Annotated in this window: 24 protein-coding genes; 12 read left to right on the top strand and 12 right to left on the bottom strand. The window is 53.1% G+C overall.

Annotation, left to right across the window (positions count from 1 at the left end):
• Positions 1–2 precede the first annotated feature (2 nt).
• Genes ABLV12_RS22910 through ABLV12_RS22895 form a run of 4 tightly spaced genes read right to left on the bottom strand, consistent with a single transcriptional unit; the run spans position 3 to position 4407 of the window.
• Entirely contained in the window at positions 3–839 is an 837-nt protein-coding gene (locus ABLV12_RS22910) for a ketose-bisphosphate aldolase (protein ID WP_325905773.1), read from the bottom strand.
• A gap of 24 nt (positions 840–863) precedes the next feature.
• Positions 864–1907, bottom strand: coding sequence for an NAD(P)-dependent alcohol dehydrogenase (locus ABLV12_RS22905; protein WP_064370415.1), 1044 nt, complete (start codon positions 1905–1907; stop codon positions 864–866).
• Between the two features lie 17 nt (positions 1908–1924).
• Positions 1925–3304 carry an MFS transporter gene (locus tag ABLV12_RS22900; RefSeq protein WP_017146094.1) on the bottom strand — a complete coding sequence of 460 codons (1380 nt, stop codon included), beginning with the start codon at positions 3302–3304 and terminating at the stop codon, positions 1925–1927.
• Between the two features lie 26 nt (positions 3305–3330).
• Complete coding sequence (locus ABLV12_RS22895; RefSeq protein WP_064398432.1) at positions 3331–4407, bottom strand: zinc-binding dehydrogenase; 1077 nt, start codon at positions 4405–4407, stop codon at positions 3331–3333.
• A gap of 323 nt (positions 4408–4730) precedes the next feature.
• Between ABLV12_RS22895 and ABLV12_RS22890 the strand changes: the two genes are divergently transcribed.
• Both ABLV12_RS22890 and yajD read left to right on the top strand, forming a co-directional pair.
• Entirely contained in the window at positions 4731–5984 is a 1254-nt protein-coding gene (locus ABLV12_RS22890; protein WP_032728094.1) for a glycoside hydrolase family 18 protein, read from the top strand.
• Between the two features lie 100 nt (positions 5985–6084).
• Positions 6085–6429, top strand: a complete 345-nt coding sequence (gene yajD / locus ABLV12_RS22885) for an HNH nuclease YajD (RefSeq protein WP_004101273.1) — start codon at positions 6085–6087, stop codon at positions 6427–6429.
• 49 nt (positions 6430–6478) lie between these two features.
• On the opposite strand, the gene ABLV12_RS22880 is transcribed toward yajD, so the two are convergent.
• Together ABLV12_RS22880 and msrB are read right to left on the bottom strand one after the other, a co-directional pair.
• A complete protein-coding gene (locus ABLV12_RS22880; protein WP_004101272.1) occupies positions 6479–6754 on the bottom strand; it encodes a YeaC family protein in 276 nt (91 codons plus the stop codon).
• Positions 6755–6797: 43 nt separating this feature from the next.
• A complete protein-coding gene (gene msrB / locus ABLV12_RS22875) occupies positions 6798–7211 on the bottom strand; it encodes a peptide-methionine (R)-S-oxide reductase MsrB (protein WP_004101271.1) in 414 nt (137 codons plus the stop codon).
• 339 nt (positions 7212–7550) lie between these two features.
• On the opposite strand from msrB, the gene gapA reads away from it, so the two are divergent.
• Positions 7551–8546, top strand: a complete 996-nt coding sequence (gapA, locus tag ABLV12_RS22870) for a glyceraldehyde-3-phosphate dehydrogenase (protein ID WP_004101269.1) — start codon at positions 7551–7553, stop codon at positions 8544–8546.
• A 269-nt stretch (positions 8547–8815) separates the two neighbouring features.
• Positions 8816–9700: a D-hexose-6-phosphate mutarotase gene (locus ABLV12_RS22865; RefSeq protein WP_348867370.1), complete on the top strand. Its 885-nt coding sequence runs from the start codon at positions 8816–8818 to the stop codon at positions 9698–9700.
• 163 nt (positions 9701–9863) lie between these two features.
• Here the strand turns inward: ABLV12_RS22865 and ABLV12_RS22860 are convergent, their stop codons facing one another.
• Entirely contained in the window at positions 9864–10718 is an 855-nt protein-coding gene (locus ABLV12_RS22860) for an aldo/keto reductase (protein WP_004101265.1), read from the bottom strand.
• A gap of 93 nt (positions 10719–10811) precedes the next feature.
• A complete protein-coding gene (locus ABLV12_RS22855; protein ID WP_004101263.1) occupies positions 10812–11558 on the bottom strand; it encodes a MipA/OmpV family protein in 747 nt (248 codons plus the stop codon).
• Positions 11559–11985: 427 nt separating this feature from the next.
• Here ABLV12_RS22855 and yeaG point away from each other — a divergent pair, with 427 nt between their 5' ends.
• Positions 11986–13920, top strand: a complete 1935-nt coding sequence (gene yeaG, locus ABLV12_RS22850) for a protein kinase YeaG (protein WP_004101257.1) — start codon at positions 11986–11988, stop codon at positions 13918–13920.
• 130 nt (positions 13921–14050) lie between these two features.
• A complete protein-coding gene (locus ABLV12_RS22845) occupies positions 14051–15334 on the top strand; it encodes a YeaH/YhbH family protein (RefSeq protein ID WP_004101255.1) in 1284 nt (427 codons plus the stop codon).
• A 45-nt stretch (positions 15335–15379) separates the two neighbouring features.
• On the opposite strand, the gene ABLV12_RS22840 is transcribed toward ABLV12_RS22845, so the two are convergent.
• A complete protein-coding gene (locus ABLV12_RS22840) occupies positions 15380–16537 on the bottom strand; it encodes a glycosyltransferase family 9 protein (RefSeq protein ID WP_348867377.1) in 1158 nt (385 codons plus the stop codon).
• A gap of 453 nt (positions 16538–16990) precedes the next feature.
• Here ABLV12_RS22840 and dgcJ point away from each other — a divergent pair, with 453 nt between their 5' ends.
• The 3 genes from dgcJ (at position 16991) to ABLV12_RS22825 (ending at position 19647) form a co-directional block, all read left to right on the top strand.
• Complete coding sequence (gene dgcJ / locus ABLV12_RS22835; RefSeq protein ID WP_049592078.1) at positions 16991–18487, top strand: diguanylate cyclase DgcJ; 1497 nt, start codon at positions 16991–16993, stop codon at positions 18485–18487.
• Positions 18488–18520: 33 nt separating this feature from the next.
• Complete coding sequence (locus tag ABLV12_RS22830) at positions 18521–19021, top strand: YbaK/prolyl-tRNA synthetase associated domain-containing protein (protein ID WP_004112261.1); 501 nt, start codon at positions 18521–18523, stop codon at positions 19019–19021.
• A 179-nt stretch (positions 19022–19200) separates the two neighbouring features.
• Positions 19201–19647, top strand: coding sequence for a DUF441 domain-containing protein (locus tag ABLV12_RS22825; protein WP_004101248.1), 447 nt, complete (start codon positions 19201–19203; stop codon positions 19645–19647).
• Here the strand turns inward: ABLV12_RS22825 and ABLV12_RS22820 are convergent.
• Positions 19631–20422, bottom strand: coding sequence for a helix-turn-helix transcriptional regulator (locus ABLV12_RS22820; RefSeq protein ID WP_160887595.1), 792 nt, complete (start codon positions 20420–20422; stop codon positions 19631–19633). The two genes, ABLV12_RS22825 and ABLV12_RS22820, sit on opposite strands and share 17 nt — an antisense overlap.
• A 100-nt stretch (positions 20423–20522) precedes the next feature.
• Here ABLV12_RS22820 and ABLV12_RS22815 point away from each other — a divergent pair, with 100 nt between their 5' ends.
• The gene (locus tag ABLV12_RS22815) at positions 20523–21707 is read left to right on the top strand and encodes a CynX/NimT family MFS transporter (protein WP_134882630.1); all 1185 of its coding nucleotides are present in this window, start codon (positions 20523–20525) and stop codon (positions 21705–21707) included.
• A gap of 37 nt (positions 21708–21744) precedes the next feature.
• Here the strand turns inward: ABLV12_RS22815 and ABLV12_RS22810 are convergent, their stop codons facing one another.
• A complete protein-coding gene (locus tag ABLV12_RS22810) occupies positions 21745–22437 on the bottom strand; it encodes a CTP synthase (RefSeq protein ID WP_004112256.1) in 693 nt (230 codons plus the stop codon).
• Positions 22438–22599: 162 nt separating this feature from the next.
• Here ABLV12_RS22810 and ABLV12_RS22805 point away from each other — a divergent pair, with 162 nt between their 5' ends.
• Positions 22600–23109 (top strand): DUF523 domain-containing protein, encoded by a 510-nt coding sequence (locus ABLV12_RS22805; RefSeq protein ID WP_016808475.1) that lies wholly within the window; start codon positions 22600–22602, stop codon positions 23107–23109.
• Positions 23096–23443: a DUF488 domain-containing protein gene (locus ABLV12_RS22800; RefSeq protein ID WP_004112251.1), complete on the top strand. Its 348-nt coding sequence runs from the start codon at positions 23096–23098 to the stop codon at positions 23441–23443. Before ABLV12_RS22805 ends, ABLV12_RS22800 begins: the two co-directional genes overlap by 14 nt.
• A 3-nt stretch (positions 23444–23446) precedes the next feature.
• Here the strand turns inward: ABLV12_RS22800 and ABLV12_RS22795 are convergent, their stop codons facing one another.
• The gene (locus ABLV12_RS22795; protein WP_335270446.1) at positions 23447–23686 is read right to left on the bottom strand and encodes a DUF333 domain-containing protein; all 240 of its coding nucleotides are present in this window, start codon (positions 23684–23686) and stop codon (positions 23447–23449) included.
• Positions 23687–23817: the final 131 nt, after the last annotated feature.

Here is a 23817-nt window from a genome sequence, read left to right as displayed (position 1 = left end):
TGTCATTCCGCTTTACCGTCAGAGCCAAACAGTTTGATTTTCTCCAGCGCGCGCGTTTTGACCGCTTTGCGCACTTCGCGCTCAACGTGCAGGAACGGTTGATTCTGGTTCTCCTGCACTGCCGCCATCGCCGCCTGGCACAGTTCGGTATGAATGTTAATTTTGGAAATACCCAGCGAAATAGCCTGCTTAATATCCGCGTCGCTAATGCCGGATGCGCCGTGCAGTACCAGCGGAACGGATACCGCCTCGCGCACGCGTTTCACCACCTCAAAGTTGAGTTTCGGCTCTGAGGTATAGACCCCGTGCTGGTTACCAATCGCTACCGCCAGGGAATCGCAGCCGGTGCGCTCGACGAATTCCGCCGCTTGATCCGGATCGGTATAGTGATAGCCCGCCAGCGCTTCTTCGTAGACCGTTTCATTGCCCACGTGTCCCAGCTCCGCTTCGATCGGAATGCCCAGCGGGTGGAAGAAGTCCACCGCTTCTTTGGTCAGACGAATATTCTCTTCGAAATCAAAGGCGGAAGCGTCGCGCATCAGGGAGTTCATGCCATGGGCCCACGCATTGTGGATAATTTCCATGCTGCGTCCGTGGTCCCAGTGCGCAATCACCGGTACCGAGGCCTTTTTGGCCATTGAAACCATCATATGCGAAAAATCTTCAAACGAGGTATTGCCCACAAATCCAGTGCCGAAAGAGATAATCACCGGCGATGTTGACTCTTCCGCGGCATCGATAACGCCCATCAGCATTTCGGCATTCCACACGTTAAAGTGGGCAATGGCATAATGTTTATTTAGCGCATCATTTTCCCAATATTTAATATCAGCCAGCATAGTTGTTTCTCCCTTTTTAATAAATTAATGGTTAACTCTAATAACGCCTTTAATCATCTCGCGTTTGTTATTAACAGATTCCTCAAACGCGCGCTGAACATCCTCGTAGTCGTAAATGTGCGTCACCATCGACTTCACATCGAAACGGCCGGAGGAGATAGCTTCAATAGTCACCGGGTAGCGGTTGGCATAGCGGAAAACGGTCTGAATCGATACTTCGCGGTTAATTTTCAGGAAGTTAATTGCCGAATCCCCGGGGACCGTACCGACGATCATGATTTTCCCTCCACGCATGACCAGATACGGTGCCTGCTTAACGGTGATGGCCGAACCGGCGGTTTCGAATACGATATCAGCCCCCATGTCGCCGGATAACTGCTGGCAGCGCGCGACGGTGTCCTCTTTTGCGCCGTTGATAACGACTTTGGCCCCGAGCTGTTCGGCCATGGCCAGGCGTTTTTCCAGCACATCAACCACCGTGATATCAGTAGCCCCCAGGCAAAGGCATGCCTGCAGGGTCATTAAACCAATACAGCCTGCGCCAAGAATGACGATTTTCTTGCCAGGCTTGACGTCCGCCAGCATTGCGGCATGCATGCCGACCGCCGCAGGCTCCACCAGCGCGCCTTCCATCGTGTCCATATTGTCGGGCAGCTTATAGGTGAAGCTCTCCGGATGGCACAGGTAGTGGGTTAACGCGCCGCGATAATTTGGCTGCGTGGCCATGAAATCAACGTCAGGACAGATATTGTATTTCCCCTCCAGACAGTAGCGGCAGTGGCCGCACGGCACCCCGGGTTCAATATTCACCCGGTCGCCGGGTTTAAATTTGCTCACGCGGTTTCCCACCGCGACCACCGTACCGGCGCATTCGTGCCCCAGACCAATTTCCTGATTGGGATCTTTCGGCGGAATAAAGGGACCTGATTCGAAACCGTGAACATCTGAACCGCAAATACCAACGTATTCAATTTTGATCAGCACTTCATGTTCTTTGGGTACCGGAATATCAGCAGCGATGATTTTCATCATACCCGGCGTTTTTAAAATCGCTTTTGAATTATTCATTTTATTTTCCGTCAATATTATTTGCTGGTAACGGCATCAATACCGAGACTTTCGACAGAGACGCCTTTAGTTTCAATTCCGATTGTGGCGATAGCGACCGCAACAATAATGGAGACGGCCCCCAGCAGCACAAATACCCCGGTTACGCCATAGCCGTTAAGTAATACCGCCACCGCATAGGGCGCGGCGATACCGCTGATGCGCCCCACCGCGTTCGCCAGGCCTGAACCACGAAGCTTCGCTTCGGTCGGCCATATTTCCGGCACATAGACCGCTGAGGCGTAGCAAACGTACATATAGACAAACGTAATCAGGAAGAAGCCAATTAATGTGATGAGCAGCATACTGGTTTGCAGAGAATAGATATATCCCAGCACGGCGATTAATACCAATAAGCCCACACCCATAGTTTTCCGCGGTATTTTATCCATCACCAGCATGGCGATGAAAATGCCAAACGGCGCGCCGAACATACTCATGGTGTTTAAAACAATGGAGTCTTTCAGATTAATGCCCTGGGTCATAAATATCGTCGGCAGCCAGTTAATTAAGGTATACTGGACGACATTCATGGCAATCAGGACGAAGGAGCCTAAAATAACCCGCTTGAGTAATACGCCGGTTAATAAGGCTGAATAAGGAACCGCGCGCGGCGCTTTACCATCATCTTCTATTACCACTGGCGGCAATGGCTTACCGGTTTGCTGCACGACCCTCTCTTCAATGGCCCGCATCACCTTTTCCGCTTCCGCGTAACGTCCGCGAGACTCCAGCCAGCGTGGCGATTCAGGGAAACTGCGCCAGGCAATAACGGTAGCAATTAGCGACAGCACCGCCGGGATCAGCAGCTGTACGCGCCAGTTCCATTCCGCGCTGATTAACGGCGTTAATCCCATCGCAATCAGCGAACAGAGCGGATAAGACCAGTTGCCGATAAACGAGACCCGACTGGACCAGGTGCCGCGATTTCTGCCGGGCATATATTCGGTGAATCCGGCAAATAAGGTCACCAGCAGCGCGCCTAACCCTACCCCCATGATAAAACGACAGGCAATCAGAAAGATCATATTCGGCGAAAACGCCCCAATGACCATGGCAATAATATGAATCGCTTCATACAGGATGAACGCATTTTTACGCCCGATCTTATCGCCGATAATGCCGCCACCGAGCGCGCCAAGAAACATTCCCGCCGTGGTAATGGCAGAAAACGTAGCGGTCGTGGAATTATCGGTCCAGCCCAGGTCTTTTAGCTGCGCGAGTATTAACCCGCCTACGGCATTACTCCAGCAGACAAGTAATCCGAAAGCGACCATGGCAAACATTGAAGCGTGCCAGCGGCAGTCGGGCAGGCGATCGAGCCTGGCGCCGCAGTGCGGTTTTGCTATCTGTTCCATCCGGGAACCTTCCTTTAATAAATGAATTATTCATCAAAGTCGTAAGTCATGATGACCTTAATCGCGGTTTTATCGACCATGGCATCAAAACCTTCGCGCCACTGCGACAGGCCAATGCGATGAGTAATCATTGGTTTGACTTTGATCGCGCCGCTGGCGAGCAGTCGAATGGCGTTGCGCCAGGAGGTGGAGTCGTAAGCCATATGGCCGATGATGCTTTTGTTCCAGGCAGTGATGTCGTTGATGGAGAAGTCCAGCGGTTTGAAGCCCATCCCCACGCGGACCACTTCACCGTTGGGGCGCAGCATTTCGATAGACTGTTTGAGGGCAATGTTGGCGCCTGAACATTCGATAACCAGACCGAGATTATCTTTGCCGCAAATTTCCTGACAGCGCGCAACTACATCTTCGCTCGAACCGTTGACCACCGCCGTCGCGCCCAACGCTTTAGCGATGGGGAAACGCACCGCGACGTCCTCTTCCAGCCCGACCATCACGATATTGACGGCCCCCATGATGCGCGCCATCTGTACGGCAAAGAGCCCTAGCGGACCGGTACCGAAGACCACCACGTCCTGACCGGGGAGAAATTGGGATTGTTGAGCGATAGATTTATAGGCGTTACAGATAGGATCCAGCACCGCCGCTTCTTCGTAATCAACGCCCGGCGGGATTTCCCACAGCGCGTGGCGATGAATTTTGAGGATCTCCCCCGGCACCAGGCAGTATTTCGAAAATCCGCCGCCCCAGGTATTGTTATCAAGACCTAAATTAACTTTTTCTGTACAACACAGAAAATCACCTTGTTCGCAGGCCGGACACACGCCGCAGACGTGCCCGCTATTATCAGAAACCACCCGCTGGCCCACTTTCCAGTCCTTAACCTTTTCGCCGACCCGGACGATTTCACCGGCAAATTCGTGGCCGCGAATGGAGTTGAATTGGTCGGATCCGCTATCGACGTTGTAGTGCTTCATATCCGCGCCGCAAATGGCTGCCGCCTTGATTTCAATCACGACATCATCCGGACCGCAGACCGGTTCCGGAACATCAATCATCTTATAGCCGCCAAAGGCCTTACCAAATCTTGCCAGTGCTTTCATTGCGTCTTCCTTTGTTTGTGGTTTTGCATCAGTGGGAGCAATACTTAACCACGAAATCTTTAAGGTCAACATTAAATCTTTAAAACACAGATATTGATCTGCATTTCACAACTTAGATCACAAATACGGCAAAATGGATGGCGGGGAGAGATGTGAAGGAAAGCTTATGGCGTTGGCATGGCGCGGCTTCGCTGATGCAGCGTGAACCCCTTCGCAGTTTTGCGCAATGGAAGATGCTAGCCTGCACGAGCTGTTTTTTCGCCACGCCATTTCCGTGGCGTGTTTGTTTTACTAAGTCACTTTTCTGTCAAAGAGGATTTGCTATGAAACTTTTGCCTTTACTGGCAGCTTTACCCCTGCTCTGCGCGAGCGTCGTTTCTGCTAATACCCTGATGTCCGTCGGCTACTTTAACGGCGGCGGCGACGTCACTGCCGGACCTGGCGGCAATATCGATAAACTTGACGTCCGGCAGATTACCCATCTCAACTACTCGTTTGGTCTGATCTATAACGACGAAAAAGGTGAAACCAACGCGGCCCTGAAAGACCCCGGCAGGCTGCATCAAATCTGGCTGTCGCCAAAAGTGCAGGCTGATTTGCAGAAAATCCCGCATCTGCGCCAGCAGAATCCGAACCTGAAAGTTTTGCTTTCCGTCGGCGGCTGGGGAGCGCGCGGATTCTCCGGCGCGGCGGCGACAAAAGAAACCCGAGCGCTGTTTATTCAGTCGGCGCAGGAGATCATTGAAAAATATGGTCTTGATGGTATCGATCTGGACTGGGAGTATCCGGTCAACGGCGCATGGGGACTGGTCGACAGCCAACCGGCCGATCGCGATAATTTTACCGCCCTGCTGAAAGAGCTGCGCGCGGCGGTGGGCAATAAAAAACTGGTGACCATCGCCGTGGGCGCTAACGCGGAGAGTCCGAAGAGCTGGGTGGATGTCAAAGCGATAGCCCCCTCGCTAGACTACATCAACCTGATGACCTACGACATGGCTTACGGCACCCAGTACTTCAATTCCAACCTGTACGACTCCTCTCAATGGCCGACGGTCGCAGAAGCCGATAAGTACAGCGCTGATTTCGTGGTCAACAACTATCTTGCGGCGGGTTTGAAGCCCAGCCAGATGAACCTGGGGATTGGTTTCTATGGGCGGGTACCGAAACGCGCCGTCGAGCCGGGCATTGACTGGAGCAAACCGGATGCGCAGAAAAATCCGGCAACGCAGCCTTATTTTGAGCCGCAGCAGGTCGAGCTGTTCAAAACGCTAGGCGTCGATCTGTCAAAAGATACCTACGTGAAATATAACGATATCGTGGCGAAGTTCATCAACGATCCGCAGAAGCGCTTTACTCAGCATTGGGATGATGAAGCGAAAGTGCCGTGGCTGTCGGTAACTTCTTCCGACGGTAAAGCGCTCTTTGCCCTCTCCTACGAGAACCCGCGCTCGGTGGCGATCAAAGCCGACTATATCAAGAGCAAAGGACTGGGAGGCGCGATGTTTTGGGAGTACGGCGCCGATGATCAAAACCAGCTAGCGAAACAGCTGGCCGAATCCCTGGGGATCAAACGCTGATCTGCGCGATGTCACCGCCTGCACAATAGGTTATGATAAGCACATTCCGCTGCGCCAGCTCCGGCGCAGCTTTTCATTTGCAACAGAAGGCATGGGTATTATGGCTTATATCCCGAAAAACTACGCCCGTCTGGAAGTCGGATATCGCGAAAAAGCGCTGAAGCTCTTCCCCTGGGTCTGCGGACGCTGCTCGCGTGAGTTTGTCTATTCGAATCTGCGTGAACTGACGGTACATCATATCGACCACGACCACTCCAATAACCCGGAAGATGGTAGCAACTGGGAGATGCTGTGCCTCTACTGCCACGATCATGAACACTCAAAATACACCGAGGCCGATCAGTATGGTTCAACGGTGGTGGCCGGCGAAGATGCGCAGAAAAGCGTCGGCGAAGCGAAATATAACCCTTTCGCCGATCTAAAAGCGATGATGAACAAGAAATAACGCTCAGCTGACGCTAAGCCCGGCGTTCAATTGGCCGGGCCGTTCAGGCTCAGGATTTAAACGTCGCGATAGGTTGCGGCGAAATACCGAAGTCCACTTTCAACTGCTGTTTACTCTTCATCACCATCTGTCCGTTGGTGTCGATGGTCATATGCTGCGCGTCAACGTTATATCGGGCCTGCCAGAGCATCACCAGCTGCAGACAGTTCTCTTTCTGCTCGGCTGTTAACGCCACGCCGTCGGGCCATTTTCCCAGCTCCACCGCCGTCGCCAGACGCTGATACACCTCCGGCGTCATGCCGTCGATAATCCGTTCAATTTCCATCGTTCTCCCGCCCCGTGTTGGAATAATTTGCTGAATCGTTTTTTCAACCCTTGGTTTGCTCACCATTTTCATCATTGGTGAAGCTTAAAGAGGCCGAATTAACACAAAAACGCTCACCGGTAGGCTGCGGGCCATCCGGGAAGACGTGTCCAAGGTGAGCATCGCAGTTTCCGCAGCGAATTTCCGTGCGCTGCATACCGTGGGAGTAATCGTTAAGATAGCGAATAGCATCATCGCTTACCGGCTCATAAAAGCTCGGCCAACCGCAGCCTGAATCATACTTGGATTGCGAGTTAAACAGCGGCGCGTCGCATACCAGGCAGTGGTAGACGCCATCGCGTTTGTTGTGGAGTAGCCGCCCGGTGAACGGCGGTTCAGTACCGTGATTCTGCGTCACGTAAAACTGCATCTCGCTCAAATTTTTTTTGAGCTCGTCCGAAGAGGGTTTATTCGACATTGGCTTGCTTCTCGCTGTGAAAGGACAACTTTTTCGGCTTAATTCTAACAAAATATTAACAATGAAGCGTGCACTTTTGTTCTAAACTTAGGCGACGCCAAAAGGCAGCCACACAATTGTGATGAATATCACATTTTTATCTCAAATGACCTTTAAAATTCCGGGCGCAGCCCCCATATGGAATTGGGCTCAAAGGGAAAGTGGGATAAATCAACCGCGCAAAGGCATGCTCCGGATTGATTTGTCGCAATGATTGACACGATTCCGCTTGACGCTGCGTAAGGTTTTTGTAATTTTACAGGCAACCTTTTATTCACTAACAAATAGCTGGTGGAATATATGACTATCAAAGTAGGTATCAACGGTTTTGGCCGTATCGGTCGCATTGTTTTCCGTGCTGCTCAGGAACGTTCTGACATCGAGATCGTTGCAATCAACGACCTGTTAGACGCTGACTACATGGCTTACATGCTGAAGTATGACTCCACTCACGGCCGTTTCAACGGTACCGTTGAAGTGAAAGACGGTCATCTGATCGTTAACGGTAAAAAAATCCGTGTTACCGCTGAGCGTGACCCGGCTAACCTGAAGTGGGACGAAGTGGGTGTTGACGTTGTTGCTGAAGCAACCGGTATCTTCCTGACCGACGAAACCGCTCGTAAGCACATCACCGCTGGCGCGAAAAAAGTCGTTCTGACTGGCCCGTCCAAAGACAACACTCCGATGTTTGTTAAAGGTGCTAACTTTGACAAATACGAAGGCCAGGACATCGTTTCCAACGCTTCCTGCACCACCAACTGCCTGGCTCCGCTGGCAAAAGTTATCAACGACAACTTCGGCATCATCGAAGGTCTGATGACTACTGTTCACGCCACTACCGCTACTCAGAAAACCGTTGATGGCCCGTCTCATAAAGACTGGCGCGGCGGCCGCGGCGCAGCTCAGAACATCATCCCGTCCTCTACCGGCGCTGCTAAAGCTGTAGGTAAAGTACTGCCAGAACTGAATGGCAAACTGACCGGTATGGCGTTCCGCGTTCCGACTCCGAACGTATCCGTTGTTGACCTGACCGTTCGTCTGGAAAAAGCTGCTTCTTATGAAGAAATTAAGAAAGCAATCAAAGCTGCTTCCGAAGGCGCAATGAAAGGCGTTCTGGGCTACACCGAAGACGACGTTGTCTCTACCGATTTCAACGGCGAAGTTTGCACTTCCGTATTCGATGCTAAAGCGGGTATCGCTCTGAACGACAACTTTGTGAAACTGGTTTCCTGGTACGATAACGAAACTGGTTACTCCAACAAGGTTCTGGACCTGATTGCTCACATCTCCAAATAAGTTGAGATGAGACCGTAATCTGTAAGAGCGACTCCGGTCGCTCTTTTTTTTGCCTAAAAATATACCCGTCATACTTCAAGTTACAGGTGTGTTGGCTACGCTCGCTCACCCGAATCACTTACTACGGTAAGCTCATCGGGATGAATCAGGGACATCCATGTCCCTGACCGAAGGCCATCTTCGGTTGTTCAAATTCGTTCCTGACGAATTTGTCGTTCACTTGCCACCTTCCTGCAACTCGAATTATTTAGGGTAAAAAGGATTGCGTAATGATTAATAAAATTTTTGCCCTCCCGGTTATCGAACAGCTTACCCCTGTCCTTTCCCGTCGCCAGCTTGATGACCTGGAACTGATCGTGGTTGATCATCCGCAGGTTAAAGCTTCCGTGGCTTTCCAGGGCGCTCACCTGCTCTCCTGGAAGCCCGCAGGCGAAGAAGAGGTCCTGTGGCTCAGCGGCAATACCCCATTCAAAAATGGCGTTGCCCTGCGCGGCGGCGTGCCGATTTGCTGGCCATGGTTTGGCCCATCAGCTCAGCAGGGTCTGCCGTCGCACGGTTTTGCCCGCAATCTGCCGTGGGCCCTGAAAGGCCACGATGAAGACGATAACGGCGTGGTGCTGACCTTTGAACTAAAAAGCAGCGATGCCACTCGCCAGTACTGGCCGCATGAGTTCACCCTGTTAGCGCGTTTCAAACTGGGTAAAACCTGCGAAATTGAGCTGGAAGCGCACGGCGAATTTGAAACCACTTCCGCCCTTCACACCTATTTCAACGTCGGTGACATTGCGGCAGTGAAGGTCAGCGGTCTGGGCGACCGTTATATTGATAAAGTGAAAAATGCCGAAGAAGGCGTATTAAGCAACGGCACTGAAACCTTCCCGGATCGTACCGACCGCGTCTATCTGAATGCAGAAACCTGCAGCTTCATTCACGATGATGCGCTCAGCCGCAACATCGATGTCGTCCATCATCACAACAGCAACGTGGTTGGCTGGAACCCGGGACCGGCCCTTTCCGTCAGCATGGGCGATATGCCCGATGATGGCTACAAAACCTTCGTTTGCGTAGAAACTTGCTGCGTAACCGAATCGCAGAAGGCCAGCGAAGAGAAACCTTCGCGCCTGGCGCAAACCATTCGCGTGGTGAACCGCTAACGCACTGAAAGAGCGCATACGGGTTAAAATCTAGTGCGCGTATTTCTACCGGGCGGCAGCTGACGCTTTGCCCGGCCTGACGCATTGATTGCGATCGTATTCATGCCTGGTGGCAGCTCGCGACCGGAGCCCCGCAGAGTCGGGGCTTTTCTTTATACCCTATTCAGACCATATCCAGCGGTGTTTTTCTTCCCGGTGCCGGGTAAGCTTTTTCCAGCAGCGCCCTCTCTTCAGCGGTTAGCTCGATGTCCAGCGCCGCAGCATTTTGCTCAACATGTTCGATACTCGATGCTTTCGGAATTGCCAGTACCCCCTGATGGCTGATAACCCATGCCAGAAGCACCTGCGCGGCGGTTACGCCCCGGGCCTGCGCAATATTTTTCACAACGGTATGATTTAAAAGTCCATTGCGCAGACGGCCGGCCTGGGCCAGCGGACAGTAGGCCATCACCGGCAGCCGCTGCTGCTGGCACCATGGCAACAAATCATGTTCAATACCGCGAGAAGCCAGGTGATAGAGTACCTGGTCAGTTGCGCACTGCTCGCCGCCGTCAACCTGCCAGAGTTCTTGCATATCAGCGTAATCAAGATTCGATACGCCCCAGCGACGAATTTTGCCCTGCGCAACGAGCGCTTCCATACCTGCCACCGTCTCCTGCAATGCGTAGTCGCCGCGCCAGTGCAGAAGGTAGAGATCGAGATAGTCGGTCTTCAGGCGGCGCAGGCTGGCTTCGCAGGCGCTGGCTATTTTGCGACCGCCAGCGTTCCACGGATACACTTTAGACACCAGCACCACGCGCTCGCGCTGGCCGCGAATGGCTTCGCCGACAACCTCTTCGGCGCCGCCGTCAGCATACATTTCCGCCGTATCGATCGCCGTGAGCCCAAGATCGATGCCCGCGCGTAGTGCAGCAGACTCCTGAGTGCGCAGCGCCGGGTTTTCGCCCATGTACCAGGTCCCCTGCCCTATGACGGGAACCGCTGGATGCTCGCCAAAACTGATTGTCCTTTGTGCCATGACTACCTCCTGTCGTTTGATTGCACCACCGTAATGCAAAACAGGGCATTACGCCCTGTTTTGATGCACAAATTGCTCTGTAATAAAGCACTATCAGAAGGAGTAAGTGATCCCGGTTGAAATCAGACCGCTCCAGGATTTGTCCACCATCGGACTATCGGTGATTTCGTCAGACAAGCGGGTGTAGCGGGCCACGCCGTATACGCTCCAGTCGCCGAGGAAACGATAGTTTGCCGACAGCTCGAGGTACGGGTTCCAGCTGCTGTCCGGATCGTAGCTGCGCATGCCGCTGCGATTCGACTCATGTTTCGAAACACCATAGTAGTACTCGTTCTGATTATCGCTATTCCATTCAACGCCAATACCCGGCGTAAGCGTCAGATTGCCGTTGGTGTAGCGATATAGCCAGGCCAGATCCCATACGATACCGTTGCTGTTATCCAGGGTGTCCCCTGACAGCGCGGTGCGCAGGAAACCGTACTGCGTATAATGTTCGTACGCAAGTCCTGCCATCACCGTGGATTTACGTTTATCCAGACGGCGCATCTGCTCGCTATCGCTGTCGCCTGGCTTAAAGTACATCGGCGACCAGTAGGCGGTCACGGAAAGCTTATCGTTGGTATCATTCCACAGGTAAAGACCACCGCCTAAACCACGAAACCAGAAGTTATCGCTCTCGTAATTGATCACCGGCACCGGGTAAACATCAGCATCATACTGCTTGTACGGATGTTCAACGACGCCTACACCCGCCCCTAAAGTGAACTTCCCTTCAGCGTGTACGGCGGATGCTGAAGTCGCAATCAACACACCAAGTGCCAGAAGTTTGATTTTAGTCACGATCCATATTCCTGTTGTCAAATTATTAGCGCAGGCAGTTTAACGTTGTATACGTCATGCCTCAAATTCTTTACCAGTCATTACACTGAATTCACCAGATTCTCATCCTCAGATGACCATTCGCTGACAGCCGAATGACAGCGTCATGACGGCGTGAAACCAGAAGTGGAAATGAGAGGCTGCTTTTCCGGATGAGTTGTTGATAAGTCATTGAAATTGATTTTCCACGCCATGCAAGTTTTCCAAATGCATCTACGCTTTAATTTAGAAGAAGTAAATGCGGGGCACGTTATCCCGAGACTTCGCCAACCTGGCATAAGGGTTGCTGGAGAATCAGAGAGCGCTGTGCAGCTTACCTCTTCCGGGGGCTCCCACTATTCATATGAACGGCTCTCAACCTGTGCTAAAAACGAAAGGACGGCATGCCATGAATATATTCGATCACTATCGCCAGCGCTATGAAGCTGCCAAGGACGAAGAGTTCACACTGCAGGAGTTTCTTACCATCTGTCGGCAAGATCGCAGTGCTTATGCTAACGCAGCAGAAAGATTGCTGATGGCCATCGGTGAGCCGGTCATGGTCGATACGGCCCTGGAACCCAGGCTATCCCGTCTCTTTTCAAACCGGGTCGTTGCGCGCTATCCGGCATTTGAAGAGTTTTACGGTATGGAAGATGCCATCGAGCAAATTGTTTCTTACTTAAAGCACGCCGCTCAGGGGCTTGAAGAGAAGAAACAGATTCTGTATCTGCTGGGCCCCGTGGGCGGCGGTAAATCATCGCTTGCCGAACGCCTTAAGTCCTTAATGCAGCGCGTGCCTATCTATGTGCTTAGCGCAAACGGAGAGCGTAGCCCGGTCAACGACCATCCGCTATGTCTGTTTAACCCGCAAGAGGATGCGCAAATTCTCGAAAAAGAGTACGGCATTCCAAACCGCTATCTGGGAACAATTATGTCGCCGTGGGCGGCCAAGCGTCTGCAGGAATTCGGCGGCGACATTACTAAGTTCCGCGTGGTGAAAGTGTGGCCGTCAATCCTGGCGCAGATTGCCATCGCCAAAACCGAGCCCGGCGACGAAAACAACCAGGACATCTCGGCGCTGGTGGGTAAAGTGGATATCCGTAAACTGGAACACTATGCGCAGAACGATCCGGATGCCTACGGATATTCCGGCGCCCTGTGCCGCGCCAACCAGGGGCTGATGGAATTTGTAGAGATGTTTAAAGCGCCTATTAAGGTGCTGCATCCGCTGCTGACCGCGACGCAGGAAGGAAACTATAACGGTACTGAAGGGATCTCCGCCCTGCCGTTTAACGGGATTATCCTCGCCCACTCCAACGAATCGGAATGGGTTACCTTCCGCAATAACAAGAACAATGAGGCCTTCCTCGACCGCGTGTACATCGTCAAGGTGCCTTATTGCCTGCGCATCTCGGAAGAGATCCGCATCTATGAAAAACTGCTCAATAACAGCGAACTGACTCACGCGCCCTGCGCGCCGGGAACCCTGGAAACGCTGTCGCGCTTCTCGATTCTGTCGCGCCTGAAAGAGCCGGAAAACTCGAGCATCTATTCGAAAATGCGCGTCTATGACGGTGAAAGCCTGAAAGATACCGACCCGAAAGCGAAATCCTATCAGGAGTATCGCGATTATGCCGGCGTTGATGAAGGGATGAACGGCTTGTCTACCCGCTTCGCGTTCAAAATTCTGTCGCGGGTATTTAACTTTGATCACGCCGAAGTCGCCGCGAACCCGGTGCATCTGTTCTACGTCCTGGAGCAGCAAATTGAGCGTGAACAGTTCCCGCAGGAGCAGTCCGAACGTTACCTGGAGTTCCTCAAAGGTTATCTGATCCCGAAATACGCCGAGTTTATCGGGAAAGAGATCCAGACCGCCTACCTTGAGTCCTACTCGGAATACGGGCAGAACATTTTTGACCGTTATGTGACCTACGCCGATTTCTGGATTCAGGATCAGGAGTATCGCGACCCGGATACCGGCCAGCTGTTTGATCGCGAGTCGCTGAATGCGGAGCTGGAAAAAATCGAGAAGCCGGCCGGGATCAGTAATCCGAAAGACTTCCGCAACGAGATTGTCAACTTCGTGCTGCGCGCCAGAGCGCACAACAGCGGACGCAATCCAAACTGGACCAGCTACGAGAAACTGCGCACGGTTATTGAGAAGAAAATGTTCTCCAATACCGAAGAGCTGTTGCCGGTGATCTCGTTCAACACCAAAACGTCAACCGATGAGCAGAAAAAACACGATGACTTTGTCGACCGCATGATGGAGAAAGGCTATACCCGCAAGCAGGTTCGCCTGCTGTGCGAATGGTATCTGCGGGTACGTAAATCATCCTGATAGACCAGCCCGGCAGGCAACTGCTGCCGGGCGAATAATAACTGCGAAGACCCAATGACATTCAGCGCCAGGCACATTCCGGCGCTTGAATGGCCGGGGCATAGTTGGCAAATGCAGTACAGGAGGGCATATGACCTGGTTCATAGACCGACGCCTGAACGGGAAAAATAAAAGCGCCGTCAACCGGCAGCGCTTTCTGCGCCGCTACAAAGCGCAGATAAAGCAGTCGATCTCCGAGGCCATAAACAAGCGCTCGGTGACCGATATTCAGAGCGGAGAGTCCGTCTCCATCCCAACGGACGATATCAACGAACCGATGTTTCATCAGGGGCGCGGCGGCCTGCGCAATCGCGTTCATCCCGGTAACGATCACTTCGTGCAGAATGACCGTATTGAACGTCCTCAGGGCGGCGGAGGCGGTGGAGGAAGCGGTCAGGGGCAAGCCAGCGCCGATGGCGAAGGCCAGGATGAGTTTGTTTTTCAGATCTCGAAAGATGAGTATCTGGATCTGTTATTCGAAGATCTTGCCCTGCCGAATCTGAAGAGAAATCAGCATCGGCAGCTGACGGAATTCAAAACCCATCGCGCAGGCTACACCGCTAACGGGGTTCCCGCCAACATCAGCGTCGTTCGCTCGCTGCAAAACTCGTTGGCGCGGCGCACGGCGATGACCGCCGGTAAGCGCCGGGAGCTGCATGCTCTGGAAGAAGATCTGGAGAGTATTAGCAAAAGCGAACCGGCGCAGCTGCTGGAGGAGGAGCGGCTGCGCAAAGAGATTGCCGAGCTACGGGCGAAAATCGACCGCGTGCCGTTTATCGATACTTTCGATCTGCGCTACAAGAACTACGAAAAACGGCCAGAACCCTCAAGTCAGGCGGTGATGTTTTGCCTGATGGACGTCTCCGGCTCGATGGATCAGGCGACAAAGGATATGGCAAAACGCTTTTACATCCTGCTGTATCTGTTCCTCAGCCGGACCTATAAAAACGTTGATGTGGTTTATATCCGCCACCATACGCAGGCAAAAGAGGTCGACGAACACGAATTCTTTTATTCGCAGGAGACCGGCGGCACCATTGTCTCCAGCGCTCTGAAACTGATGGACGAAGTCGTTAAAGAGCGCTATGACCCGGCGCAGTGGAATATCTACGCCGCTCAGGCATCGGACGGCGATAACTGGGCGGACGATTCACCGCTGTGTCACGAGCTGCTGGCGAAGAAAATCCTGCCCGTGGTCCGCTACTACAGCTATATCGAGATAACCCGTCGTGCGCACCAGACGCTGTGGCGGGAGTATGAACACCTGCAGTCGACCTTTGAAAACTTTGCCATGCAGCATATTCGCGACCCGGAAGATATTTATCCGGTGTTCCGGGAACTGTTTCACAAGCAAACCTCAAAAGCGGACGGTTAATCTCTCCCGGACAGCCAGCCTTCACAGCTGGCTGTTTTTTCCGCTTTATCCGGCCCGGGTCTGCTGTAGAGTGCCAGGGTCAATCTCCGCCATTATCAGGTCGGGCAAGCTCTCCAGCTGGTGCACCTTACCGCACTTAACGATGATCTGCCGGGCCCTATCATATCCCGGCGCCCACAGCCGATTATTCATGCGCACATCCTTATACACTGCGACCAGCGGTTTTTTCCACGCAGCCGCCATATGTACCACCGAGGTATCCGGCGAGATAACCAAATCGGCCTGCGCAATCAGCGCCATGCAGTGGTGCAGCGTTTTAAACGGATTCACGCTGACCTTCTCCGGCAGAGAAAGACGAATTTCATTGCGGTGGTCGAGCAATATAATATTGATAGCGGGATACTCTTCGCGCAGTCGGGTGAGAAGCGTGGCCAGCTGCTCCTGCGACATGCTGCGGTCCTGATGGCCGGCAAAAATATTAATGACCACATTTCGTCCACTTTTAGCCGCCAGATAATCACGCACCTCGTGCTCGACATTCTCGGGAATATGCAAGTCATAAGACTGCAGATATTTTTTGTCCAGCTGGAGATAATCGGCAATGAGCGTAAAGGTCTTGCTGACGTGCCAGTTTGCACAGTCAAAATCAAAAGAGCGGGTATAGTGATTAATAGAAGGCCATTTATTAAACCCCAGCACCGAGCGCGCTTTTATCTGCCGTAACAGCAGCATCCGGTGCACCGGAATATCAAACAGCGAGGGGTCAATAACAATATCATACTTATTATTCGCAAGCTCATTAATAACGGACTGAGGAACGTTATGGGTAAACTTACGCAGATAAGCCGCCGAGTCGACATTCTCAGCTTCATAAATATGGCGAATATGTGGATTATCACGCATGACCTGGCTGTTCGATTTCGTTAACAGAAAATCAACAGTCATACCTGCCTTATGGAGGCATTTAACCAGCGCAGAATCAACGACAACGTCGCCTATCGCGCCTTCATTGCGCATAAGCAGTACCGTTTTGGCGGACGTTAAATCTGCTTCGCGACGCGCGCGACTATCCCACAACGCTTTTGCGATATAAACCCGCAGAATATTGCGTAATTTCTTAAAAAAATAATTGCGGCGCCGGTTGAGCTCTCTTATTTTTTTAAACTTCCGGGGAGCTACCTGCACCGCTGCGTTTTCCATCATCATAACCTCGTCACCACAATCAACAACACCTCTGCTAGTCATCCTAATGACTAATGAAAATAAGAAAAGTTCTCTTGTTATATAAAATTATCCTGTTTTTGGCGCAGGGCGAATAGTAATACGTTTCGTTATTGCAGCATATCTTAATGCATGCAAAATGAGGGAAAGGTGAAGTTAATGTGGATAAAAAGGGTATAAAAGCCTACAATTAGCGTGCTTATAGTTTGCATGAATTCTGGTTTCATTTTTCACATCGCTATCGGGATCGCCATACACAAGTGAACTCTTTCTCCATTCAACACGTAATGTGGCTAAACATGCACACGCTTTTGCTAGAATCTACCGGTGACAACTGCTTAAGTTTTATCACAGCGTATCCTGATTTTTCCCCTTCATGACATGAATAGACCGTGCGCAGGTAAACTGACCTTAACGATCTGGTGAACTAACGTAATGAAATTAAAGAATAAATTACTTCGTCATTTGATTTCGGCTGGGGTAGTGGTCCTGACCTCTTCATTCCTGGTCTATGAGTTAGTCGTCAGCCATCGGGATATGTCGGAATATATGCACTATATTGTCGAAAAAGGCGAGTACGCTTTTCTCTACGATAAATATCAAAATCAGCTGGTTATCTCCCAGATCGCCCGCAAGTTAGATACCCTACCTTCTGCTGAAGTCGCTCAACAGGCATGCGACAGCGTACAAACAAAAGGCAGCGTTAGCGGTCTGAATATTACGGAGTACACCTTTCCCCTGCTTAGCGGCACGCTCAGTGCGAATCAGTCTTCCTGCCTGGCGTGGGTTAACGATCTGCCCGCGCTGCAGGCCTTTGATACCATTATCGACCATAACAGAACCCACCATGGCCAGGAAACCGGTCCTTATAAATCCGACAACAAATTACGTTACTTCATTGATTTTAAAAATAAATATGTGTATTTCCATACTCAAGTCGAGATTAAAAACCGCGCACTGGACAACTGGAACTTTCTCCACGACGGCAAATTAGGTATTACCCAGACTAACCTGAACAGCTTACTGCGCGGCCGCACGCTGATGTCCAGCATCTACGTGGACGCGGTAACCGGGCAAAATATTCTCTCGTTTTTGTCCCCGGTGTATCACCACGAAGGGCTTAAAGGGGTCGTCATGGTCGATGTCAGCCGTAAAGATATCGAAGAGCTCCTGTATACCGCTGACCGCCCGCTGGTGTGGCGTTATCTCGACATCACATTAACGGATTCGGACTCAACCTCAGAAATCATTGTTCACCGCAGCAAAACGCATCTTTTTAGCTATGCCCATTATCAACATGCGGTAGCCACAAACCTGCAGATCTCGCTGTCGCTGGACGTGATGTATTTCCTGCTCAGCTCCTGGAAGCTCTTCCTGTTTTACCTGATTTCTACCGGCGTGCTGCTTCATCTTGTTCGCATGCATTTTCGTTTGTATATCGATGTTTTTAAAGAAAATATTAGTGATTCATTAACCGGTCTTTACAACCGTAAAATTCTCTCCTCGCTGCTGGAATCGCGCATGCAAAAGCTGACGGAACAGGGGGTGAATATTGTGTTTATGGCGCTGGACTGCGACCGGCTTAAATACATTAATGATACCTTTGGGCATAACGAAGGCGACCGCGCAATTGTGATGCTTGCTCAGTCCATATCCGCCGCCATACGCAAAAGCGATTACGGTATCCGGTTGGGTGGCGATGAGTTCTTTCTGATACTGATTGATTACGCCGAAGAAGACGCCAAAAATATTACCGAGCGTATCCGCCAGCATCTGCGAACGATTGACGTCAACAAGCGCGTTAACTTCTCATGGGGCGCCTGTAGCATGGCGCCGGGAGATAGCCTGGCCGATACCATGCAAATCGCCGATGCCCGGCTGTACGAAAATAAAAAACAAAAAAAGCACGTCCATCCAGGGCGAGAGGATTAATCTTTAGCTTTAAATTTTTAAGGAACCATCAGCATGAACGCGTCTGCAGGACTCAACATTCATCAGCAGCTGATCGCGCTGCTTAACCGCTCCCATGCCCGCTACCGGGTTGTGGAACATGAAGCCGTCGGGAAATGTGAAGCGGTGTCGAAGATCCGCGGTACCGCGCTGGGTCAGGGAGCCAAAGCGCTGGTATGCAAAATTAAAGGTCATGGCGTAAATCAGCACGTTCTGGCGATTCTTGCCGCCGACCTGCAGGCGGACTTAGCCCGTCTGGCCGAGTATATCGGCGGCAGTAAAGCCTCCCTCGCCAGCCCGGCGGAAGTGGACTCCCTGACCGCCTGCGTGTTTGGCGCGATTCCTCCCTTTAGTTTCCACCCGGCGTTGCGGCTGGTTGCCGATCCGGTCCTGTTCGAGCGTTTCCCGGAAATCGCCTTTAACGCCGGGCAGCTTGATAAATCGATCATCCTGGATACCGCCGACTATCTGCGCATTGCTCGGCCGGAATTGGCGGCTTTTCATCGCCAGCCCTGAGTCTGCTCCCGCCGTCTGCAGCCCATTTCCGCTTTTTTGCGAGCTTCGCGGCGGGAAGATCGCCATCGGGCAGATGCCTGAAAACATCATTCTGAGATAAAAAAAGCCTGTTTAGTCACGCAATTATGCGTAGAGTAAACGGGCTTCTCTTTTTTGTTTTCTGGCAAGGACCTCTGCACATGCTCGACACCACCCTGTTAATACTGCTGGGCCTGGCGGCGCTCGGCTTTGTTAGCCATAACACAACCGTGGCTATTTCTATCCTGGTGTTAATTATCGTTCGCGTCACCCCGCTTAACGCTTTCTTTCCGTGGATAGAAAAGCAGGGGCTGACCATCGGTATAATTATTCTCACCATTGGCGTGATGGCGCCAATCGCCAGCGGTACGCTCCCGCCTTCAACGCTGCTGCATTCCTTCGTTAACTGGAAATCGCTGCTGGCCATCGCGGTAGGCGTTTTTGTTTCCTGGCTTGGCGGGCGCGGCGTGGCGCTGATGGGCTCGCAGCCGCAGCTGGTTGCCGGGCTGCTGGTCGGCACCGTGCTCGGCGTCGCCCTCTTCCGCGGCGTACCGGTCGGCCCGTTGATCGCCGCCGGGATAATTTCGCTGTTTATTGGGAAGTCGTAGCCAGGCTGGCAAGATAGCGTCCCGGCGTCTGCCCAAGGCCCTTTTTAAACATAGTAATAAAAGCGGTGGTGGAGTCGTAGCCCAGGCTCTGCGCCGTCTGCTGTACCGTTTGCCCGCGAATCAGCATCTGCAGGGAGAGAATAAGCTGCAGCTGATGCCGCCAGCGCCGAAAGCTCAGCCCCGTCTCGCGCACCACCAGCCGCGCCAGATTGCGTTCACTCATGGCAAACTCCGCCGCCCACTGCGCCAGGGTTTGCCAGCGGGCCGGGTCGACGGCCATCATTTCCGCCATTTGACGAATTTTGGCATGTCCGGAGACCGGTAGCTGCAGATGCTCCTGCGGCTGCTGCGGTAGCTCATCAAACAGCACCTGCACCAGCCGGTCCATCTCCGGTTTACCGAGCCAGGCCCTGCCGCGCTGGGCCATCGCGAGGATCAGCTCGCGCACCAGCGGCGAAATCTTTAACGTACAGCAGAAATCCGGCATCGGCGCCGCATCGGGTTCGATAAATAAGAAGCAGATTTGCGCCTCCGGCGTCGCGCGATTACTGTGCGGTACCTGCCCGGGCACCCACACCGCGTACTGCGGCGGCACCATCCACATGGCGTTCTCGACTTCACAGGTTAGCGCCCCGTGAAGGGCCAGTATGAGTTGCCCTTTACGATGCTGATGGCGCGGAATGTACTGTTCATCCGCGACAACCTGAATACGAAAAGCCAGCGCCGCCTCGTGGCCGCTGTCCGGGTCGTAGCCGTCCAGGCCGAGTCCGATCATAAAATTGTCCGATTTTAGCGATAATCTGTCATTTTAGCTTGATTTAAACATCCCACAAACAGGCTATTGTGAACGCCTCGTATTCTTGTTTGAGATCGCCATGAATTCTGTTTTACCTTCTGCCGGCCGCCGTCCTCTTTTGTTGATTGCCGGTATTCTGCTTATCGCCACGACCTTACGCGTGGCATTTACCGGCGCCGCGCCGCTGCTCGACGCCATTCGCAGCGAATATGGCCTCACTACCGCGCAAACCGGGCTGTTAACGACGCTGCCGCTGCTGGCCTTCGGCCTGGTGTCACCGCTGGCTGCGGGAGTCGCTCGCCGCTTCGGCATTGAACGCAGCCTGCTGCTGGCGATGATCCTGATTTGCCTCGGAATTGGTCTGCGCTCCCTGCCCTTCGTCTCGCTACTGTTTATCGGCACCGCGGTGATCGGCTGCGGTATCGCGCTGGGGAACGTACTGCTGCCGGGGTTAATCAAACGCGACTTTTCGCAGCACGTCGCCAAAATGACCGGCGCTTACTCTCTCACCATGGGTGGCGCGGCGGCATTGGGCTCGGCCATGGTGGTACCGCTGGCGCTTGCCGGACTTGGCTGGCGCGGCGCGCTATTGACGCTGATGGTTTTTCCACTGCTGGCGCTGTTTGTCTGGCTGCCGCAGTCGCGCAGACAGGCTACCGCGCCGCTGACCGGTTCGGGAGCCATCCATAACCGCGGTATCTGGCGTTCTGCGTTAGCCTGGCAGGTGACGCTATTTCTTGGCATTAACTCGCTGGTCTATTACGTTATCATCGGCTGGCTGCCGGCCATTTTGCAAAGTATTGGCTACAGCGAAGCGCAGGCGGGTTCCCTGCACGGGTTGCTGCAGCTGGCGACCGCCGCGCCGGGACTGGCGATTCCCTTAATCCTTCATCGGTTAAAAGATCAGCGCGGTATTGCGGTGCTGGTTGCCATGATGTGCGCGGTCAGCGCGCTCGGATTATGGTTTCTCCCGGGCCAGGCGGTAATGTGGACGCTTATCTTCGGCTTTGGCTCCGGCGCGACCATGATTCTGGGGCTGACCTTTATCGGACTGCGCGCCAGCTCAGCCCATCAGGCCGCTGCGCTGTCGGGAATGGCGCAGGCGGTGGGCTATCTGCTGGCCGCCTGCGGGCCGCCGGTGATGGGTAAAATTCATGACGCCTCGGGCGACTGGCATATTCCGCTGATCGCCGTGGCGCTAATTTCTGTCGTGATGGCGGTCTTCGGCGCGCTGGCTGGCCGCGATCGGGAAATTCAAGGCTAGAGGCACTCTCGCCCGGCAAACGCTGCCGGGCTTTTATTTAACGGCTCGCGGCGTGTAAAAACGCGTGAACCAGCGGCGCGGGCCGCCCCTCCAGCGCATTGCGCTCGTGCTGGAACAGCGTGGCGACAAAGAATGGATGCGTAACCAGCTCGACCGCACGAATCTCGCCGTCATCGTCCCAGCCGGTCACCCGCAGATCGCCCTGCTCCAGTTCGCGAGCAAAATCGTCGGCAATCCCATAATTACAGTGGTATCCCTCCTGAATGCTATCGCGACCGTAAGCGCGCGCGATAAGCGTATTGGCGCGCAGCTCAATATTATCCGTCTTTTCAACCAGCGAGCAGCTTAGCGGCGCGATGACCATCCGGCCTTCGGTATCGGTTTCCGCATGCGCGGCATCCTGCCAGCCCATAACGTTGCGCGCATACTCAATAATGGCGTGCTGAAACCCACCGCAGGTACCGAGGAACGGTATGCTGTTTTCACGGGCGTGGCGAATGGCGATAAATGCGCCCGCGGCGTTTTTATAGGGGCTGGCGGGTACCACCCAAATAGCATCGTAGTCAGCAAGATCCTCAGTAGATTTTATCTCACTGGTTGCCAGCCAGTCATAGCGCAACGAAAGCTCGAGGACGGCTGCAGCATCATCTATTGCCAGGGGAATCGCTTTGTGGGCGACAACATCGGGGTTGTAATCACCAACCAGGGCAATACGCAGGGGGGAGTTCATAGCAGGATCCTTATGTCAGAGCGATTATCAGGCAACACAAGGAACCTCAGATTAGCGATCTCACATGCAGAAAACAATCCTTATTTTCTCTGCGCCTGAAGACGGGCATTTTGCGCCGACTGGCGGTATGGTATAGGACAGAAGAATGGCTATGGATACACGATGAAGAGCAAAATTCTGGTTAGCGCCTGCCTGATGGGCTTTCAGGTTCGCTATAACGGCAGCCACAAGGCCCGCTTGACTGACGCATTGACTCGCTGGCAGCGTGAGGGACGGCTGGTCACCCACTGTCCGGAGCTGGCGGCCGGATTGCCTGTACCGCGACTACCGGCTGAGATCCTCAACGCCCAGGGCGCAGAGGTGATGCAAAATCGCGGGCAAATTGTTGAAAGCGACGGCAAGGATGTCACTGCTCATTACCAGTTGGCCGCCTGGCTGGCGCTAAAAGCGGCGCAAGAAGAAGGGTGCGCTGCGGCTCTGCTTACCGATGGTAGCCCCACCTGCGGCAGCCAGTTTATCTATGATGGTACCTTTAAAGGCCAGCGCAAACCCGGTGCTGGTGTTGCCGCAGCCCTGCTTCGTGAGCACGGCATTAAGGTATTTTCTGAGCAGCAGCTCCCGCAGCTGCTGGCGTGGATGGAACAAAGGGAGGGCAATGATGATTCAGTGTAAACGCGTTTATGACCCGCAGGAAACGAGCGACGGCTACCGGATACTGGTCGACCGTCTGTGGCCGCGCGGGATAAAAAAAGAAGCGCTGAACTACGATGAGTGGTGTAAAACGCTGACGCCATCAGCAGATTTACGCAAGGCTTTTCACAGCGAGACCATCGATTTCGCCCACTTTAGCCAACTCTATCGCCAGGAGCTTGAGGCTCAACGGGAGGAAGGCAAACGCCTGGCTGCCCTGGCCAGTCAACAGCCGCTGACGTTACTCTATGCGGCGAAAAACACCCGGCAAAACCATGCGCAGGTGCTGGCTGACTGGCTAAAATCGCTACAATAAACGCTACGGCTTATTCGGGTGATCGCGCCGCCAGAGCGCCCATTCATCTAACGTTTCCCCGCTGGGCAGCTTACATTCAGTGCGTACGCCCTGCGGGCTTTGGATGGGAACCTGCGTGCCGCCGAGCTGCTGACAGTAAACCGAAGCCGGGTTAGCCATCCCCACCGGATGCGCAGGTTGCGTCGGCTGAGTCTGCGTACATCCGGTCATCGCCAGAGGCAACATAGCTATCATCCACTTCATTTCTACTCCTTAATTGATCAAAACGGACTTTCGCCCTGAATCTCCACCTTTTCTCCATTTTAGCTGCACTTTTGCATCGTAGAGTAGCCCTGTTCTCGAACTGACCAGAGAACAGATCATTCCATAATCAA

The organism is Klebsiella sp. CN_Kp100 (assembly GCF_040065315.1).
Classification (GTDB): domain Bacteria; phylum Pseudomonadota; class Gammaproteobacteria; order Enterobacterales; family Enterobacteriaceae; genus Klebsiella; species Klebsiella oxytoca.
Note: the sequence above shows the minus strand (reverse complement) of the source record. Positions and strands in the feature narration are given on the sequence as shown.

What these genes read in the sequence shown, in the direction of transcription:
- yajD (WP_004101273.1), top strand. Translation starts at nt 6,085, where the DNA reads ATGGCTTATATCCCGAAAAACTACGCCCGTCTGGAAGTCGGATATCGC.
- ABLV12_RS22810 (WP_004112256.1), bottom strand. Translation starts at nt 22,437, where the DNA reads ATGAACTCCCCCCTGCGTATTGCCCTGGTTGGTGATTACAACCCCGAT.
- ABLV12_RS22815 (WP_134882630.1), top strand. Translation starts at nt 20,523, where the DNA reads ATGAATTCTGTTTTACCTTCTGCCGGCCGCCGTCCTCTTTTGTTGATT.
- ABLV12_RS22800 (WP_004112251.1), top strand. Translation starts at nt 23,096, where the DNA reads ATGATTCAGTGTAAACGCGTTTATGACCCGCAGGAAACGAGCGACGGC.
- yeaG (WP_004101257.1), top strand. Translation starts at nt 11,986, where the DNA reads ATGAATATATTCGATCACTATCGCCAGCGCTATGAAGCTGCCAAGGAC.
- ABLV12_RS22900 (WP_017146094.1), bottom strand. Translation starts at nt 3,304, where the DNA reads ATGGAACAGATAGCAAAACCGCACTGCGGCGCCAGGCTCGATCGCCTG.
- ABLV12_RS22895 (WP_064398432.1), bottom strand. Translation starts at nt 4,407, where the DNA reads ATGAAAGCACTGGCAAGATTTGGTAAGGCCTTTGGCGGCTATAAGATG.
- gapA (WP_004101269.1), top strand. Translation starts at nt 7,551, where the DNA reads ATGACTATCAAAGTAGGTATCAACGGTTTTGGCCGTATCGGTCGCATT.
- ABLV12_RS22845 (WP_004101255.1), top strand. Translation starts at nt 14,051, where the DNA reads ATGACCTGGTTCATAGACCGACGCCTGAACGGGAAAAATAAAAGCGCC.
- ABLV12_RS22795 (WP_335270446.1), bottom strand. Translation starts at nt 23,686, where the DNA reads ATGAAGTGGATGATAGCTATGTTGCCTCTGGCGATGACCGGATGTACG.
- dgcJ (WP_049592078.1), top strand. Translation starts at nt 16,991, where the DNA reads ATGAAATTAAAGAATAAATTACTTCGTCATTTGATTTCGGCTGGGGTA.
- ABLV12_RS22905 (WP_064370415.1), bottom strand. Translation starts at nt 1,907, where the DNA reads ATGAATAATTCAAAAGCGATTTTAAAAACGCCGGGTATGATGAAAATC.
- ABLV12_RS22840 (WP_348867377.1), bottom strand. Translation starts at nt 16,537, where the DNA reads ATGATGGAAAACGCAGCGGTGCAGGTAGCTCCCCGGAAGTTTAAAAAA.
- ABLV12_RS22830 (WP_004112261.1), top strand. Translation starts at nt 18,521, where the DNA reads ATGAACGCGTCTGCAGGACTCAACATTCATCAGCAGCTGATCGCGCTG.
- ABLV12_RS22805 (WP_016808475.1), top strand. Translation starts at nt 22,600, where the DNA reads ATGAAGAGCAAAATTCTGGTTAGCGCCTGCCTGATGGGCTTTCAGGTT.
- ABLV12_RS22825 (WP_004101248.1), top strand. Translation starts at nt 19,201, where the DNA reads ATGCTCGACACCACCCTGTTAATACTGCTGGGCCTGGCGGCGCTCGGC.
- ABLV12_RS22890 (WP_032728094.1), top strand. Translation starts at nt 4,731, where the DNA reads ATGAAACTTTTGCCTTTACTGGCAGCTTTACCCCTGCTCTGCGCGAGC.
- ABLV12_RS22820 (WP_160887595.1), bottom strand. Translation starts at nt 20,422, where the DNA reads ATGATCGGACTCGGCCTGGACGGCTACGACCCGGACAGCGGCCACGAG.
- ABLV12_RS22880 (WP_004101272.1), bottom strand. Translation starts at nt 6,754, where the DNA reads ATGGAAATTGAACGGATTATCGACGGCATGACGCCGGAGGTGTATCAG.
- ABLV12_RS22910 (WP_325905773.1), bottom strand. Translation starts at nt 839, where the DNA reads ATGCTGGCTGATATTAAATATTGGGAAAATGATGCGCTAAATAAACAT.
- ABLV12_RS22860 (WP_004101265.1), bottom strand. Translation starts at nt 10,718, where the DNA reads ATGGCACAAAGGACAATCAGTTTTGGCGAGCATCCAGCGGTTCCCGTC.
- msrB (WP_004101271.1), bottom strand. Translation starts at nt 7,211, where the DNA reads ATGTCGAATAAACCCTCTTCGGACGAGCTCAAAAAAAATTTGAGCGAG.
- ABLV12_RS22865 (WP_348867370.1), top strand. Translation starts at nt 8,816, where the DNA reads ATGATTAATAAAATTTTTGCCCTCCCGGTTATCGAACAGCTTACCCCT.